Origin of the sequence: Paenibacillus sp. FSL R5-0744 (assembly GCF_037972555.1) — a bacterium.
Taxonomy (GTDB): Bacteria; Bacillota; Bacilli; order Paenibacillales; family Paenibacillaceae; genus Paenibacillus_AQ.
Genome location: NZ_CP150228.1, coordinates 1,809,418 through 1,826,534 on the forward strand (window position 1 = coordinate 1,809,418; position 17,117 = coordinate 1,826,534).

A 17,117-nucleotide genomic window follows, 5' to 3' on the forward strand; every position below is an offset into this window, starting at 1 on the left:
ATTCCTCACCAGATTCACGTTAAATATTATTCTGTAATATTTCCAGCCATTTTGAGGCGTTTGGCAATTTCTTTAAAGTCTTCGGGGGAGATTCCTGGGGCGAACTCCTCTTCGACTGCAGGAGCTACGGGGATCGGGAAGCCTTTAGGTGCTCCCTTAATAACTTCAAGAGGGAGGTTATCCTCTGGGTGGGTTCCCTTCCAAATCTGATCGATGGCGCCGAAGTCACTGTCACTCCAGGTGTACAGCTTTGTATGCACACCTTTCTCCTCATATTTCTTCGCTTCACTAAACGATTTGTTATTTAACGAAGGAACAGGCACTAGTTTCGTTACATTAACACCTGTTGCGATTTCGATGGCTTTGGCATAAGCGACCACATGGACGCCACCGCGCACTAAGAGGAATCCGACTACAGCGCGTGCAGCTGGATGGTCCGTCATTTCGTAAACTTTCATTTTATGTGTTCTGGCTCCACATTCGAGGAAGAAGTTATGTAGCAGATCTTCCACTAGGTTGCCGCTATTAAATACATTTGCTCCGGTCCATGGATTCCCCGTTGAATCAAAAGGCATAGCACCTTGAGCCCCCGCCAGAAAGTGATAGGATAAACGCGCATCTTTTACGGAACCTAGAGGGGTGGAATCTGGCTCTTTATAACTTGTTGACCCTCGAAGGCATTTGTTGATGGCATGCGAAACTAGCTCCACATGGCCTAGCTCTTCCGCTGTTATACTCATCACCAAATCATAAAAGGGTTTCAGTTTGTCTTTTGAACGGAAATTAAAGGATTGATAGAGATAATTGTTAAGGGTCGACATTTCTCCAAACTTTCCGCCAAGCAGTTCTTGTACAGCGGCAGCAGCATTGGGATCTGGCTTCTCAACTTCAGGAATTTCGATCATGATCTCATCCATACGTTTGAACATTTATATCTCAGCCTCCTTGGAGTTAGGGGATTACTGAGCTATTTTGAGCTTAATCTATAGGAATTAATCATTAAACGGCTAAAAAGTATGGATATTTATCAACAATAAGGGAGTATCGATGAACAGATTTACAAGTCGAAAGAGCATTAGTAAACACTATCAAATACCCATAGTAACGTGCTAGGGGACACAGAATGATCAAAAACGCAGAGCAGCGACCCTCCATTAAGGAGAATCGCTGCTCTGTTGATTTTTAAGGACTCTGAACTCTTATTTACAGCGCTAAATTACGATCGATGAGGGCGATACGTTGCTCTACACAAGCATAAGAGCGGAGTGGATCTTCTGGTGTGTTCAGTACGTAATCTAACATTTGATCAACCGTAGTTGTTGCTACATGGATGCGGGTGTCGGAGGAAGCGTAGTAGATATAGATCTCACCGTTATCGCGTGCAATTACACCGTTACAGAATACAACGTTGGAGACATCACCGACACGTTCTTCACCGTCTGGTGCGATGAAATGACCGCCTGGTGAATGTGTGACTTTGTTTGGCTCCTCCAGATCAGATAAAAAGGCATAAAGGACGTATCTAAGCCCAGCGGCAGTGTTTCGCACACCGTGTGCGATATGCAACCAGCCTTTTGGTGTTTTGATTGGAGCTGGACCTTGGCCATTCTTAACTTCCTTGATGGTATGGTAGTGGCGCTCATCCATGATTGTCTCACTTGTAATCACGGCATCCTCAATCGTATCCGAGAGTCCCCAGCCAATACCGCCACCGGAGCCTGCATCAATAAAGCCATCCTGTGGGCGAGTGTAGAAGGCGTATTTTCCATCCACAAATTCAGGGTGGAGCACGACATTGCGCTGTTGAGCAGAACCTGTCTTAAGATCGGCCAGACGTTCCCAGGTCTTCAGATCCTTTGTGCGAACTATACCACATTGTGCTACTGCACTGGAAAGGTCACCGTGTGGGGCGTCTGGATCTTTACGTTCTGTACAAAAGAGGCCATAGATCCAGCCATCTTCATGACTTACTAAGCGCATGTCGTAAACGTTGATATCCGGAACTTCTGTCTCAGGCAACACGACTGGATGATCCCAGAAGCGGAAGCCGTCTACGCCATTGTCGCTTTCTGCTACAGCAAAAAAAGATTTGCGGTCATTGCCTTCAACACGGGCAACGAGATAGAATTTGCCGTTCAGTGCAATGGCACCCGGGTTGAAAACGCCGTTGACGCCGATTCTTTCAGCGAAGTAAGGATTAGTGTCAGGGTTGAAGTCGTAACGCCAGATTAGAGGAGCGTGCTCAGCGGTAAGCAGTGGATAAGCATAACGGTCATAAATACCGTTTCCATAAGGGAGCTTTTCATTGTTACGGGTGATCAGCGCTTCATAACGTTCTGTTAATTGTTGTTTGCGTTCATGAAATAACGATGACATTATACAGTCTCCTTTAGGGTTGAATTCAGTCGTGCGATCATTTCGAAGCAGGCTCTGCTGTTATGATAAGGGCATTTCCAGGCACTAACCTTGGTTGCGTGAGGGAGGGGCAGATGGTTCTCGTCCACGCCCCAGTACCATTCGCCTAGTTTGTGATCCACCATATATTTATCGATAAAAGTCCAGGAGGCTTGGGCAGCCTCGTTAAATTTGCTGTCACCGGTCAGCTGATAAGCATTATAGAATCCAACAACCGCCTCCGCTTGCGGCCACCAATCTTTATCTTTGCTTAGCAATCCGCTCGGATCAGCTTCATTCCATATCCCGCCATCGGTATCTATACCTTCTGCAAGAACAGCTTCTGCCATGGAGATAGCGACGGTTCGAACACGCTGTAGCAGCTTTTCTTCGCCAAGTATTTCTGCGGCTTCCACAAGCAGCCAGCTGCCTTCGATATCATGTCCATAGGAGATAATATCTGACTTTACATTCCATGCCTCATCTAAGAAAAGATGAAAATGCTTGCCTTCGTTATCAATGATATGGTCCAGCATCGTTTCGATTAGCTCAGCCAGCGTACTCGCCAACTCCTCTGACTTCCATACTCGATAAAGTCCGGTATACGCTTCCAACACGTGTAGATGCGTGTTCATTGATTTTTTCTCATTCAAGTCCTTGCTGCTAAGACTGAGGTTATCCGTGATTTGCCATTCCCGAGATAAAGCTTCAACATAACCTTTATAAGTTGAATCATAGCCATATTTCTCAACAAGATGGAATATTTGAATAGCCTCATCTAACACCTCAGGCCGTCCAGTCGCGCGGTAGAATTCAGCCAATGCGTAGATAGCAAAAGCTTGACCATAGATCTGTTTTTTCTCCTGAGAAGGTTTGCCTTCAGCATTCACCATCCAGTATAATCCGCCATACTCCTTATCGATGAAATGATCCATCAAATAGGCATAGGCACGCTCTGCCATGGCCAGATATTCTGTCTTGCCGTAGATCCGGTAAGCGCTGGCAAAGGACCAAAGAATACGGGCATTAAGCACAAGGCTTTTCTCCGCGTCAGGTGCAATGTTCAGCTGATTGTCGATTTCACCAACAAAACCGCCATTGATTTCGTCCTTCGTCTGTTTCATCCAAAAACTAAGAATATTACCCTGTAGCTCATCCTCAAGCTGGGTCAACCATAATTCTGGTGAATTAATCATTGGTAAGTAGTCACTCCTCACATTACTTATTGATTTTCGAGGTGAAGTAATCGTTGATGATCCCAGCGGCTTGTTTGCCATACATACAATAATCATCATTGTGTTCTGCTTCATGAATTGGATAAAGATGAGTAGGCCAATCCCAAAGCATAAAGCCCTGAACCCAATCTCTGCGCTCACAGCCTTGAAACATTGCCTGATAGAATTTGCTTTGTTCTGCTTGACTTGGTTCACCCTTCAAGGTCCAATCATTAGGAATCGCCGCACTCCCGCTTCGGCTTGGGCAACCCGCTTCCATGAAAAAGAATGGCTTATTCTGTGATCTCACCACATGCTCAATCCGGTCGAGCTGAGCTTCCCAATCGTTAGCTGGATAATATCCACTTGAAGAAATCACATCGAGCGCATCCCACCAGGTCACGTTATCCTCCTGATACTTATCGCAATTATAAGTAAGAATTCCTGAGTAAACCTTCCGAACCTCGGCAATAAGCGTACGCCATTCGGTTTCTCGTCTATCCGTTTGTACAAGCTCGCAGCCGATACAGAACATCTCACAGCCTGTTTCTTCAGCAATAGCAGCATAATGCAGAATAAATTTAGTATAAGAGCTGAACCACTCAGACCATTTAGGCTCGCAAGGAACATCCTTATCGAAAAAGTTAATGTGAGCACGCCAAGTTCCGTCCGCGCAATTAACGATCGGCTTCAGGCATACCTTTAGCTGCAGTGACTTCGCTTTACTGATGGACTGTTGCACTTCTTCGTCGGTAACGGTTGGCGCCTCCCCATAGGGAATTTCCGTAGAATGAGCGGTAGCTTGAAGCGCACTAAAGGCAATGGCCGTCCAGTTCGCTCCAGTGACTGAAGACATGAGTTCCATCGAACGTTCCGCTTCTTCCGTTTTCCATGAACCACGTGTACCCGAGAAGCCCCAGGTTATGCCTGCAATGTATTCGTTGTTAAATATCATCGAGAATCCCCACCTTACATTGAAAATAGAAAAGAGAATAATTAGTAAAATAATTTTGTTATATAGTTATTATTAATTTGTTAGTTTATAATAACAACTTAATTCAGTTATATACTTTTTCGAAGATGATTTCAAGGACAATTTATAGTTGCAGCTGGGAAATTAGAATAACTTTCGTTATAGTAAATACAAGACTATAAAAGAGTGTAATCGTACATTGACGTAATACATAGGAAGAATTCTATTCGTGATGATGGAGCAATCATAATAACTGGCAGATACAACTGGAGGGAAGTGCTCAAATGATAAATGTTATGATTGCGGACGACGAGGAGGTCATTCGCAGGGGGCTCGAAAAAATCACATCGAGGATGGAGCTAGATGTACATGTAATTGGATCCTACGGTAACGGGGTGGAAGCCTGGGAGCATTTTGAAAAGTTATCCCGAGATGACATTGATCTGCTTATTACAGATATCAAAATGCCTAGAATGGATGGCTTTATGTTGATTGAACAGGTTAGAGGACATATGGAGGATATACCTATTGCCGTTCTTAGCGGTTTTAGTGAATTTGAATATGCCCGCCGAGCAATCCGCCATGGGGTGATGGATTATTTACTAAAACCTATTGATAAGACTCAGCTATATGAATTGCTCAAGAGAGTAGAGGATACAAAGAAAAAGAACGTCACAGAGCAGGAGGAGATGTTCTCTCAAGCGGCAGATGGTGGAGAGCATTACGTAGTTGAACAGACTAAAAGCATACTGGAGAGGGAGTATGATCAGAACTTCGAACTTGAGCGTTTGGCGGAGACCGTCGGTATGAATGCGAGCTACCTCAGCCGGTTGTTTAAAATAAAGACGGGGCAAACCATCACCGATTATCTAATTCGGATTCGTATTACTAAGGCGAAAGAATTGCTGATCGAGCATCCCGACTTAAAAAATTATGAAATTGCCGATAAGGTTGGCTATAGTGATCCGGTTTATTTTAATAAATTGTTCAAGAAAATGTGTGGTATGACACCTAAGGATTACAAAAGTGGCTGTAAATTACCGAAAATGGAACGTGAGTTTTAGTCCTATATAGGAAGCTATTATTTAGGAGAGCGATAAGCTCTCTTTTTTTGTGGTTATTTTCAATAAATTAGATAATAAAAACACCATAATAAAAACAAAAATAACAAATACAAGACCAGAAAAAGCAATTCAAACCATCGTTTTGCGTTAAAAATAGATCTATAATGAGTTTGTAAGCGATATCATCACTTTTTTTTAAGAGTATTTCAGTGAGTTTGATACTAGTGATTACTCTATTAAATTGATAGTGATGATAAAAGTTATTATTTTTGTTATTAAACCAAATTAGAGTCGAATTGAAGAGAGGGGTCGTAAAAGCATGAAAAAAGGCAAAACAATGATGGGCTTGATGGCACTGACACTTATGGCAGGATTGTTTAGCGGTTGTTCCTCAAACAACAACACCAACAATGAAGGCGCTAAAAACACAGGAAGCAATGGATCCTCAACAGAGGCGACGGCAGCTCCGGCTGATGATGCAGCAGCCAAGGATATTAAAGGGGATATCACGGTTATTACGCAAAGAACGGATATTGTTGATACCGTATTCAAAGAGTATGCGGCTAAGTTCAATGAGAAATATCCTGATGTAAAAGTAAACTTTGAAGCGCTTGCTACTTACGAAGATCAAATTAAAATTCGCATGAGCACTAGTGACTATGGCGACGTTCTGTTGTTACCTACAAGCATAGCTATTAAAGATATTCCCGATTTCTTCGAACCACTGGGTACACTCGAAGATATGCAAAAACAATATACAGGTGTGGAAGAACGAGCAGTAGATGGAATGGCTTACGGAATTCCAATGACCATCAACTTTAACGGTATTATTTACAACAAACAAGTCTTTAAAGATGCCGGGATTACAGAGGTTCCAAGAACGCCTGAACAATTCTTAACTGCTCTGCAATCTGTTAAAGATAAAACGAAAGCTGTGCCTCTGTACACAAACTACGCAGCTGGCTGGACATTGACCCAATGGGAAGCGGATCTGGCTACAGTAGCTGGTAACCGTGATTATGTGAACATTGGTCAAGTGGCTAGCGACGATAACTATGTTCCAGGTCAACCTCACTATGAGCTGTACAAAATCCTGTACGATGCAGCACAAAAAGGTTTGATTGAAGAAGATCCGACGACTACAGACTGGGAATCTTCCAAAGCGAATCTGGCTAACGGAAAAATCGGCACGATGGTCCTTGGATCTTGGGCAATCGGTCAAATCAAAGGTTTAGCAACGAATCCAGATGATGTTGGCTTTATGCCATTCCCTACGAATGCAGATAAAATCCTTGTACCACTTGCTGGTGACTACAATCTGGGTGTCAGCGTTCATAGTAAAAACAAAGAAGCTGCTAGAGCTTGGGTGGATTGGTTCATTAACGAATCTGGCTACCCAACGACTGAAGGTGGCGGTATGAGCCCGGCTATCGGTGCAGAGCTTCCAGAAATTCTGAAACAATATGAAGGTACTGAAGTAACCTTTGATACACTTGCAGCTGCTAAAGCCGGCGAAGAAGGCTGGTCTGATGAAATCGACAAACAAGCCGAAATCGGTGCTTGGCAACCAGACTTCAAGAAACGGATTATTGAAGCCGCAATTGGCAACAGAAAAGAATCCTATGATGACATCATGAAGGACCTCAACGACAAGTGGAAAGCCGCTCGCGCTAAAGTCACAGCACAGTAAACAACTATAAGCTTTCTTAAATGCTATAGACGGTAGTGGATGTGGGAGGGGATATGCTAACGGGCATTTCCCCCTTCACATTTAAACGAGTCATAAATAAATGAGGATGCTTTTCTGGAGGTGTATCGGGTGTTCAAGTTTTCGAATTTGAGTTACAAAAATCAACGGATTGCCATCATATGCTTGTTCTCATTAGTGCCGATCGTATTACTACTCACATTTGCTTATTATCCAGTAATCAGTATGTTTCGGTACAGCTTCACCAGCTGGAATGGCCTAAGTAAAAATATGGAGTACGTTGGGTTAGAAAACTACAAAACCATTTTTACGAAACCGGAGTATTTTTCCGTATTTAAGGTCAGCTTGTATTATTTCTTCACTACCTTTATTCAGATGGCACTTGCTTTGTATTTTGCAACCATACTGAGCTTTAGTGTTCGCATGAAAAATTTATTCAAAGGGATTTTGTTCTTCCCAACCTTGCTAAACGGTGTAGCGATCGGCTTTATCTTTTTGTTCTTTTTCAAACCAGATGGAACGCTAGATACGATTCTTAACCTGCTCGGACTCAGCGGTTTACAGCAGAAGTGGCTGCTCAATCCGAATTTGATTAACTTCTCGCTCGCAGGTGCGTCACTGTGGAGATACATGGGGATGAACTTCCTGATCTTCCTTGGGGCTATTTCCTCGATCGGTTCGGATATTTATGAAGCTGCTGAGATTGATGGTGCAAACAGATGGCATCAGTTTATGCATATTATTTTGCCAAGTATTAAACGTATTCTGCAATTGAACCTGATTCTTGCGGTCAGTGGCGCTATTGGTGTGTTTGAAATTCCATACGTCATGACAGGCGGATCTAACGGAAGTAGCACATTTGTTATTCAGACAGTCGATGTAGCGTTCAAATATAGCAAAGTTGGATTGGCTTCAGCGATGGCCGTAGTTTTGCTGGGTATCGTTATAGTAGTTACTATTTTGCAGCGCGTTCTGATCAAGGAGGAGAAATAAACTATGCATTCTGTAAAATATACCACTGCTAGTATATTCAAATATCTCACCTTGATTTTGGGAGCACTTGCAGCATTGATACCTATCGTAGTTGTATTTTTTGCCTCATTAAAAACAGGGCCGGAATACGCTTCAACCGGACCGTTAACGCTACCAGAGAATTGGCTGAATTTCTCCAACTACACTAAGGCTTTTGTTGATGGCAAAATGCTTCTAGGATTTAAAAACACTGTCATTATCGTTGTGATCTCTATCCTGGGTGCAACGCTGACGGGTTCGATGATGGCTTATATTTTATCCCGCTTCAAATTTAAAGGCAGTAAAGTTCTTATCAGTATGTTTCTGATTGCTACCCTGATTCCGGGTGTTACAACGCAAGTGGCAACCTTCCAAATCATCAATCACTTGGGCTTGTTTAATACCAGATGGGCACCCATCGTGATGTACCTCGGTACGGATATTATCGCTGTATATATTTTCATGCAGTTTCTGGATTCGATTTCCGAGTCACTGGATGAATCCGCGATGCTGGACGGGGCTTCGTATTGGACGATTTATTGGAGAATTATTTTGCCACTGCTGAAACCGGCAATTGTAACAGTAATTATTGTGAAGGGCGTAAATATTTATAACGATTTTTACACTCCTTTCCTATATATGCCGAAAACAGATCTCCAAACGATCTCCACAGCACTCTTTAAGTTTAAAGGTCCATATGGATCGCAGTGGGAAGTAATATGTGCGGCGATTATGATCGCGATTATTCCGACATTGGTTGTGTTTACCGCGTTGCAAAAGTATATCTACAATGGATTTTCGCAAGGTTCCGTTAAGTAAGCTTAGTAGTAGATTTCATAGCAGCACTAGATAAAGTAGCATACTGAAAAGTTGCATACATTTGGAGGGAATACTAATGAATGAAGTGAAATTGGTAGGAGCGAGTGCAGTGAACATCCCGAACATGCCTTGGCAGGATAAGCCTGCTGGCTACGAGAACCCGATTTGGAGACATAATGATAACCCGGTTATCAAAAGAAATCCTGCAAAAGGAGTAGCCCGTATTTTTAATAGTGCGGTTACTGCGTTTGAAGGTAGTTTTATCGGAGTATTTCGTGTAGAAGATAACACAACGCGTCCGCATTTGCGCATGGGACATAGTGTTGACGGTCTAGATTGGGAAATCGATGATGAGCCGATCCGATTTATAGATGAAGAAGGTAACTCTTATCAGCCGCGTTATGCTTACGATCCACGTCTGGTTAAGGTCGAAGATACATTTTATATTATCTGGTGTACAGATTTTTACGGCGCAGCTATCGGTGTTGCTAAAACGCAAGATTTCAAAACATTTACCAGCTTGGAAAATCCATTCCTGCCCTTCAACCGGAACGGTGTATTGTTCCCTAGAAAAATCAATAATAACTTTGTGATGTTGTCCCGTCCAAGTGACAGCGGACATACACCATTCGGTGATGTATTCCTTAGTGAAAGCCCTGACTTTGTATTTTGGGGTAAACACCGCCATGTCATGAGTAAAGGTGGCCAAGGCTGGTGGCAAAGTGTCAAGATTGGCGGCGGACCTGCACCGATTGAAACTACAGAAGGCTGGTTGATGTTCTACCATGGCGTTACAGGAACCTGCAACGGTCTTGTATATAGCATGGGTGCAGTTATTTTGGATATTAACGAGCCGTCGAAAGTAAAATATCGCTCGAAAAATTTTGTGCTAACTCCTGAAGAATGGTATGAGGAAAGAGGTTTTGTGAATAACGTTCTGTTCCCATGTGCCACTCTGCATGATGCAGAATCGGGCCGTATCGCCATCTATTATGGCGCTGCTGACACTTATGTAGGCGTTGCATATACAACTGTTGATGAAATCGTCAACTATGTCATCGACACCCATGAAGAGGTTGGCGATGATGCGGGTTTAGGTAAAATTTAATAGGGTGAACAACCTTTGAGGAACAAGCTTTAGGTAGAGTGTAGTTGGGTAGATATTTGGTGGCTGAGCAGCGTTCGAAAAAAGTGTGCGGCGTGTAGTGTGCTGTATTTTGTGTGCTGGGTTCTGCACGTTGCGCGCTTTGTGTTATGTGTTATGTGGCTTGAGCTTTTCATTGCATTCTCTGCAATAGAAACTCTCGATTTCGTTTGAAAAATAGAATCTATTGCACTCTCTGCAATGGATATCCGCAAAAATCACTCTTATGCTCGGTTTCGCTCGAACTGATTGCACAAAGTACAATAGAACACCAACTGATGCTCATATGGAGAGATTCTATTGCACAAAGTGCACTTAAACTAACCTGTTTGGTGGTGTTTAGTGCAACTAGCGAGCTCTTGTTATTAGAAGAAACTAACGGAAAACTCACATAAGCGGGTTTTCCGTTTCCATTGTTTTTTAAGTGGAAAAACCTTAAGGAGGACCTAAATATGGGAAACGACATGACATTGTCACAATTAAAAAAATATAACGGAAGCAGCCCAAAACCAGTCGACTTTGACGCATTTTGGGAGCGGGCTTTGCATGATCTGGACGCCCAGTCACTAGATTATGAGCTAGAGCCTGCGGAGTTCGTCAGCGAGCTGGCGGAATGTTTTCATCTGTATTTTACCGGCGTTGGTGGAGCAAGAATCCATTGTAAATATGTAAGACCGAAGAAAAGGGGTTCAGAAAAAGGTTCTGGTGTCGTGATGTTTCATGGATATTCCTGTGACAGCGGGGATTGGATGGAGAAGGTGACTTATGCGGCCCATGGGATTAGTGTCCTTGCGATGGATTGCCGGGGACAAGGCGGACTTTCCGAAGATAATCTTACAGTAAAAGGCACAACCATTCGTGGACATATTATTCGCGGCATTGACGATCCTAATCCGCACAACCTTTACTATCGTAATGTGTTTCTGGATACAGCGCAGACTGCTCGAATATTGATGTCTATGGAGGAAGTTGATCCAGCACGAGTAGGTGCTTTTGGTTTATCTCAAGGCGGAGCGCTTACTGTAGCTTGTGCAGCATTAGAGCCGCGTATGAGCATGGCCGTTCCTGTGTATCCGTTTCTTTCAGATTATAGACGGGCTTGGGAGCTTGATATCACTACGTCAGCTTATGAGGAAATTAACTATTATTTCCGCTTTTTTGATCCTCATCATTTACGTGAGGACGAGATTTTTAATAGACTGGGTTACATCGATATTCAGAATCTCGCGGAGCGAATTCAAGCCAAAATGTTATGGGTTACAGGGTTATCCGATGTGATTTGTCCACCTTCAACGCAGTTTGCCGCGTACAACAAAGTACTAGCGCCCAAAGAGCTTATGGTTTATTATGAGTACGGTCATGAGTATTTGCCATATCTTTCCGATCGGGTGTTACAAATGTTCATGACCTTGTAAACGATAAGCCAGTAGGCATAACAGACGACAACGGTGGTGAATGATTAGATGAAAGTACAAGTGAAAAAAGAAAAAAGACGATTCCAGCTGCATCCATCCAAATCCATTGGGGTGCGGCTTTTTCTCATCTTCTTTGTTTCGACGATGGTGCTCGTGCTCTCTCTCGGCTACACTTCCTATTCCGTAGCTGAGCATACGATCGAGACGAATGCGCTGTCAGCCAATCAACAGACAGTCGTTCAAACCGCTGAGAAGTTTGATGTGGAATTGTTACGTTATGAGGATGGTCTAGGAAGAATCTTGTACGACAATGAAATTCAAAGTGCACTCAAACAAGGGAATAATCCCACTACAAGTAATGAGGAACGTAAGGTACTATCTAACCAGATTAGTGCGCAGCTAAATGATTGGCTCACGGCATCAAACGGTGTGGAGGCCGTATACCTTATTCCGATGAATGAAGATTTTCCGATTTCTTCGGCGGGTACAAAAGATAGCGCTTTTATTGAGAGTTTCAGAGAATCCTCATGGTTTAAGCAGCTAGAGGAGAAGCCACAGAGTGTATGGATTCCACGTGAATTACAGGGCCAGGAAGGAAATACGTCAGGTGTTTTCCATTTGGCCAAATCGATTGCCGGTGATTCTAAAAGCTCGGGATACATAGTCATTAACGATATTAGAATTAGCGAATTAGAAAATCAGCTTCGTAAAGTAGATCTTGGAACAAGCTCTTACATGCAATTGCTGACGAATAAGGATGAATTGATTGCCTCCTCCCAGCAAGTGGGCACAGATACATATCTGAATTTGGGAGGGACGCTTTTGGGGGGGCTGCAGAATACAGCAGGCTCATTGCCAACAAAGGATGAGAAGGGTAAATCTATATTAGCTGTATATGGAACACTAGAGACCTCGGGATGGAGATTACTTGGTGTTGTACCAGCTGAGAACTTGACGAAAGACGCGCTGCGTATTCTCAAGACTACTTATATTATTGTTGCTGTAGCTGCTATTATCGCCATTTTGATAGGGTATTGGATGTTCAGAATGGTATCTCGACCGCTGACCAGACTTAAGAATTTGATGTCAGAGGGAGCCGAAGGGAATCTAGGGGTGCGTACGAATATCACCTCACGTGATGAGATCGGTCAGTTATCCAGTTCTTTTAACATGATGATGGAACGAATAACAGAGCTGGTTATCCATACGAATGAAACCGCTCGGAAGGTACTGGAAACCGCCGATGAGCTTAGCGGTGTTTCGCGCAAGACAGCTGATGCAGCTATGGATATTGCCGCGGCCACGGAAGAAATTGCGGGTGGTGCTGGCAGTCTAGCCTTGGAAGCTGATCGTGGCAATGAGTTGACGGGGCAAATTTCGGTACAGATGGATTTAGTTAATTCAGCTACTCACGAGATGGATCACACCGCACATAGCATCGGTGAACTCAGTGAGGAAGGCTTCAACAGGTTGAAAGAATTACTTAATGAGACGAATAGGACGGGCCTGAAGACGAATCAGCTTGTGATGAAGGTTAACGAGCTGACAGAAACGGCATCTTCCGTTATGAAGGTTCTTAATGTGATGCAAAATATTACTCAGCAGACGAATATCTTGTCTCTGAATGCCACCATTGAAGCAGCAAGAGCAGGCGAGGCCGGGCGAGGATTCATGGTGGTAGCCGATGAAATACGCCAGCTTGCAGATCAATCGAAAGAGTCTATTGCTGTTGTGGCAGAAATAACAGATACCGTTATGAGAGATATGAACGAGACGGTTGTGGTTCTTTCAGAAGTTGCACCGCTCTTTAATCAGCAAATGACTTCCGTGCAGAGCACTAGCGATATCTTCGTATCTGTGCAGGATCAGATGCAGCATTTTATCGCCCGTCTGAATGCTGTAACTGTGTCGATGGACAGCCTGAGTCAATCGCAAAAGGTTCTATCCGATTCGATGAGCAACGTAAGCTCAATAGCTGAGGAATCATCAGCTGCCTCTCAAGAAGTTGCCTCACTTAGTGGAGAGCAACAAAGTGTAAGTGATCATTTGGTAGAGCTTTCTTTGAAGCTGGAGGATGCATCCTTGCAGTTAAAGGAGAAATTATCGAAGTTCAGCGTGTAGGGTAGCCGTAACAGAATACTAAATTAAAGAACCGCTTATTCCTTTTGGAGAAGCGGTTCTTTGTTTTGAGCGGTGACAAGCCAGAATATAAATTTTAGCTTCTGATGTTGCAATGAACATTTTATGGCGATTCTAATGGATGTAGGTAGGACATAATAGGTGTGGAGTCTGCTCAGGAGGGAAGACATTGCGTAATAACAAACATCGGCGTGTATTCAGCGGTCTTCTTATTTTATCTGCGGCTGTAGCTGTGTTGATCCTTAGGCTGGCGTGGGTTCAGCTAATTATGAAGGAACAGACGGTTCCTGGAACAAAATATACACTTGCGAAGATGGCGGAAATTCAAAGTGAACGGGAGACTGTACTGGATAGCGGTCGGGGACGTCTGTATGACCGCAAGAATGAGCCTCTTGCGGGGGAAACCATTTGGACGGCGGCTTTTTTTCCACAAGAGGAGATGGCTAAGAAATCTGTGACGAAGGTTGTTTACGAAGAAGCTAAACCCATGCACCGACTGGCGGAGATTCTGGGTGTCAGCTATGAACAACTGTTAAATAAGCGGTCGTCACTTAAAGAACCTTTACTATGGCCATCTTCAGTGGGAAAAGGACCACTCGCGTTGTCTCAGGCACAGGCAGAAGAAGTGAGTGCACTGGGGATCGACGGAGTAGGCGTGCTTCCTTTCGCACGCAGATATGATGGGATTTCTTCAGGTCGGCAATGGCTAGGCTATTTATCGGAAGCCACTATGCATGCTGGAGCTAAAGCTTCTCCTACGGGTCTTAGAGTTCCTATGACGGGAACGGACGGTTTAGAGAAGACATTAGAGCCTTTGCTTCAAGGGGTAGGACACACGGAAGCATATGTTCAAGTGGATGCGCGTGGGAATCGCCTTCCAGGCAGTCCCATTCAAGTTAAAGCTCCGGGCAATCCTTATTTCCCTCTGTCGTTATATACAACGATTGATAAAAAGCTTCAGGAGGGAATTGAGGAGCTTGCGCTCAAATCCGGAATGAAGGAAGGAGCCATAGTGGTGTTAGATACCGGGACGGGAGATATTGAAGCCATGGTATCTTTACCCTTTTATAATCCAGAGAAGATATCTCCGCAAGGCGGGGAGTGGAACAATCGGGCACTCCAGGCTGCCGTTCCTGGATCGATCTTCAAAATCGTTACAGCCGCCGCGGCCTTAGAAGCGGGTGTAACCTCCGCTGATGAGCTTTTTTATTGTTCAGGGCAATTTGAGAAATATGGATTGTCTTGTCTGACAGGAAAAGGACACGGACCCCTTACGCTGGCGCAAGGATTCGCCGTGTCCTGTAATACTGTATTTGCTGCTCTGGCAGAGCGCTTAAGCGGTATCCAGCTTCAATCAACTGCACTGGCGCTAGGACTCGGTAGAGATATCAGCTGGCAAGCCGAGAAGACACTTGGGTTTCCACTTCTAAAGCCACTTTCCGGAGAGCAAAAGGGAACCATCTTTACTACCTTACTGCCGGATGACAAGGGAGCCAGGGTACAAACTGCAATTGGACAGCGGGATGTACAAGTCACACCCTTACAAGCAGCTAATCTTATTGTAACGCTACTGCACGGAGGTGAAGTAAGGGCACCAAGGATTCTGCAGCGAATCACATTTGCGAACGGGCAGAAGCTGGAGGAGCTGCCGGGACATCTGTCCCCTTCCTCAGCAGGGAGGATTTCTGAGTCTACAGCCCGCCAGTTACTGTCCATGATGCGCAAAGTTGTAACAGAAGGAACGGGAACCCGTCTACAAAGCACACACTGGCCTGTTGCAGGTAAATCTGGGACGGCACAGACGCTGGTTAAGGGCGTAGCACGCAACAATCAATGGTTTATCGGCTACGGTCCGGTGGATCACCCAAAATATGCTGTATCAGTTGCAGTAGAGAATGTCGCTCCGGATAGTCCGCATCTCGCCATTAAGCTGTTCGGTCAGATATTTGATTTATTATCGTCTTCTACAGAAGCTTGAGGCTCCGGAGGAGTAGCAGTGGCCTTGCCCTTAGATGAAGGGCCATTTGCAGCAAAGGGCGAAACGATAAACTCTTCTTGAGGCAAATAGATCCAGCTCTGAAGATATCCTTGTTGAATTAGTTCTTTGATCAGAATAAGCAGAATCGGCGACAGGATCAGACCGGCCATACCGAAAGCGGATGTGGACAGAATGACGAAGGACAGCATCAGAAAAGCAGACGATACGCCAATCGAATTCCCGGTAATCTTCGGTTCAAGCAGCTGTCTTACAATCAATACAATCGCCAGGAGTACGATTAAACCGATTGCTAATGAGGTATTGCCAACAATGAACAGATAGATGATCCAAGGGACTAAAATCGTCGTTACACCAAGGAGCGGCAAGACATCAAATACAGCACAGATAAGCGCCATAGTGATTTCGTTACCGGTCCTTAGTATGAATAAGCCAACCAGTACGATAACAAAGGTAATGCTGATCAGAATAAGCTGGGCTTTTAAATAAGAGCCGATGGCTTTAAAGACGTTGCCCTGCAAAAAAGCGTAAGCAGTTTTAAATGTTTTTGGCATTTTGTCATGGGCAATCTTGCGCCAATCTTTAATCTCCATACTAAGGAAAAACGCTAAAATAATGGCGATCCCAAAATTAGCCATGAAGGAGGAGAAGGATCCGAGCACACCGACCATATATTTTAGAAAAGTAACAAGCCATCCAGTAAGAACATTCGTGGCATCTTTAAAGTAGCCATTTACTTTATCGGTAATATCCGGCGGCAAGCTTTCGATTTTTTGCTGAAGGTAGGTTGTGGATTCCACGAAATGTTGTTGCACCACATATGTATACTTAGGAAGGTTATCTTGAAAGTGAAGCGCTTGGATGGTGACCAATAGCCCAGCGCCAAATAACGTACCCAGAAGAACGATTAAGAACAGAAGCACTGAGATCGCTGAAGCGAATGGTTTAGCAAGCCCCCGTCGGTTCAAGAAACGGGCAAGCGGTTCAATAAGCAAAAATACAAAAAAAGATAGGAATACAGGTGCAGCTAACTGATACAATTTACTGAAGGCGAACATAACCAGATAGACCGTGAGGACAATTAATCCAATGTCGAAGAACGTGCGCCAATATTTTTTGTATAACGGCAGCATAGATATAAACAACTCCCTTTTTTAATAAGTTGATAGGTCAGCTTGAATACATTGTACATGATTTTACCTAAAAACCGTCTATTTCTTTGATACATGTGTTAAAATAG

The 17,117-nt window shown here is 44.0% G+C and carries 13 protein-coding genes; 8 read left to right on the plus strand and 5 right to left on the minus strand.

What is annotated here, in order from left to right; translation table 11 throughout:
• Positions 1 to 26 precede the first annotated feature (26 nt).
• The 4 genes from MKY19_RS07900 to MKY19_RS07915 form a co-directional block, all read right to left on the minus strand.
• Positions 27 to 929, minus strand: coding sequence for a manganese catalase family protein (locus MKY19_RS07900; RefSeq protein WP_076284263.1), 903 nt, complete (start codon positions 927 to 929; stop codon positions 27 to 29).
• Between the two features lie 274 nt (positions 930 to 1,203).
• Positions 1,204 to 2,376: a glycosidase gene (locus MKY19_RS07905; RefSeq protein ID WP_339801852.1), complete on the minus strand. Its 1,173-nt coding sequence runs from the start codon at positions 2,374 to 2,376 to the stop codon at positions 1,204 to 1,206.
• Positions 2,376 to 3,590 carry an AGE family epimerase/isomerase gene (locus tag MKY19_RS07910; protein WP_339801855.1) on the minus strand — a complete coding sequence of 405 codons (1,215 nt, stop codon included), beginning with the start codon at positions 3,588 to 3,590 and terminating at the stop codon, positions 2,376 to 2,378. The genes MKY19_RS07905 and MKY19_RS07910 overlap by 1 nt, the downstream gene beginning before the upstream one ends.
• A gap of 22 nt (positions 3,591 to 3,612) precedes the next feature.
• Positions 3,613 to 4,563 carry a 1,4-beta-xylanase gene (locus MKY19_RS07915; protein ID WP_339801857.1) on the minus strand — a complete coding sequence of 317 codons (951 nt, stop codon included), beginning with the start codon at positions 4,561 to 4,563 and terminating at the stop codon, positions 3,613 to 3,615.
• Positions 4,564 to 4,865: 302 nt separating this feature from the next.
• Between MKY19_RS07915 and MKY19_RS07920 the strand changes: the two genes are divergently transcribed.
• The 8 genes from MKY19_RS07920 to MKY19_RS07955 all read left to right on the plus strand — a co-directional run bounded on the left by MKY19_RS07920 (position 4,866) and on the right by MKY19_RS07955 (position 15,859).
• Positions 4,866 to 5,645, plus strand: a complete 780-nt coding sequence (locus tag MKY19_RS07920) for a response regulator (RefSeq protein ID WP_042186104.1) — start codon at positions 4,866 to 4,868, stop codon at positions 5,643 to 5,645.
• 319 nt (positions 5,646 to 5,964) lie between these two features.
• The gene (locus MKY19_RS07925; protein ID WP_339801861.1) at positions 5,965 to 7,335 is read left to right on the plus strand and encodes an extracellular solute-binding protein; all 1,371 of its coding nucleotides are present in this window, start codon (positions 5,965 to 5,967) and stop codon (positions 7,333 to 7,335) included.
• A 129-nt stretch (positions 7,336 to 7,464) separates the two neighbouring features.
• Positions 7,465 to 8,346: a sugar ABC transporter permease gene (locus MKY19_RS07930; RefSeq protein WP_042186108.1), complete on the plus strand. Its 882-nt coding sequence runs from the start codon at positions 7,465 to 7,467 to the stop codon at positions 8,344 to 8,346.
• A 3-nt stretch (positions 8,347 to 8,349) separates the two neighbouring features.
• Positions 8,350 to 9,183 carry a carbohydrate ABC transporter permease gene (locus MKY19_RS07935; RefSeq protein WP_042186110.1) on the plus strand — a complete coding sequence of 278 codons (834 nt, stop codon included), beginning with the start codon at positions 8,350 to 8,352 and terminating at the stop codon, positions 9,181 to 9,183.
• A 76-nt stretch (positions 9,184 to 9,259) separates the two neighbouring features.
• Complete coding sequence (locus MKY19_RS07940) at positions 9,260 to 10,291, plus strand: glycoside hydrolase family 130 protein (RefSeq protein ID WP_339801866.1); 1,032 nt, start codon at positions 9,260 to 9,262, stop codon at positions 10,289 to 10,291.
• Positions 10,292 to 10,779: 488 nt separating this feature from the next.
• Complete coding sequence (locus MKY19_RS07945) at positions 10,780 to 11,742, plus strand: alpha/beta fold hydrolase (RefSeq protein ID WP_339801868.1); 963 nt, start codon at positions 10,780 to 10,782, stop codon at positions 11,740 to 11,742.
• A 48-nt stretch (positions 11,743 to 11,790) separates the two neighbouring features.
• On the plus strand, positions 11,791 to 13,863 hold the full coding sequence (locus MKY19_RS07950; protein ID WP_339801871.1) for a methyl-accepting chemotaxis protein: 2,073 nt from the start codon (positions 11,791 to 11,793) through the stop codon (positions 13,861 to 13,863).
• Positions 13,864 to 14,050: 187 nt separating this feature from the next.
• Positions 14,051 to 15,859 carry a penicillin-binding protein 2 gene (locus tag MKY19_RS07955; protein WP_339269751.1) on the plus strand — a complete coding sequence of 603 codons (1,809 nt, stop codon included), beginning with the start codon at positions 14,051 to 14,053 and terminating at the stop codon, positions 15,857 to 15,859.
• Here MKY19_RS07955 and MKY19_RS07960 read toward each other — a convergent pair.
• Positions 15,820 to 17,010, minus strand: coding sequence for an AI-2E family transporter (locus tag MKY19_RS07960; RefSeq protein WP_149645806.1), 1,191 nt, complete (start codon positions 17,008 to 17,010; stop codon positions 15,820 to 15,822). The genes MKY19_RS07955 and MKY19_RS07960 overlap by 40 nt on opposite strands.
• Positions 17,011 to 17,117 lie beyond the last annotated feature (107 nt).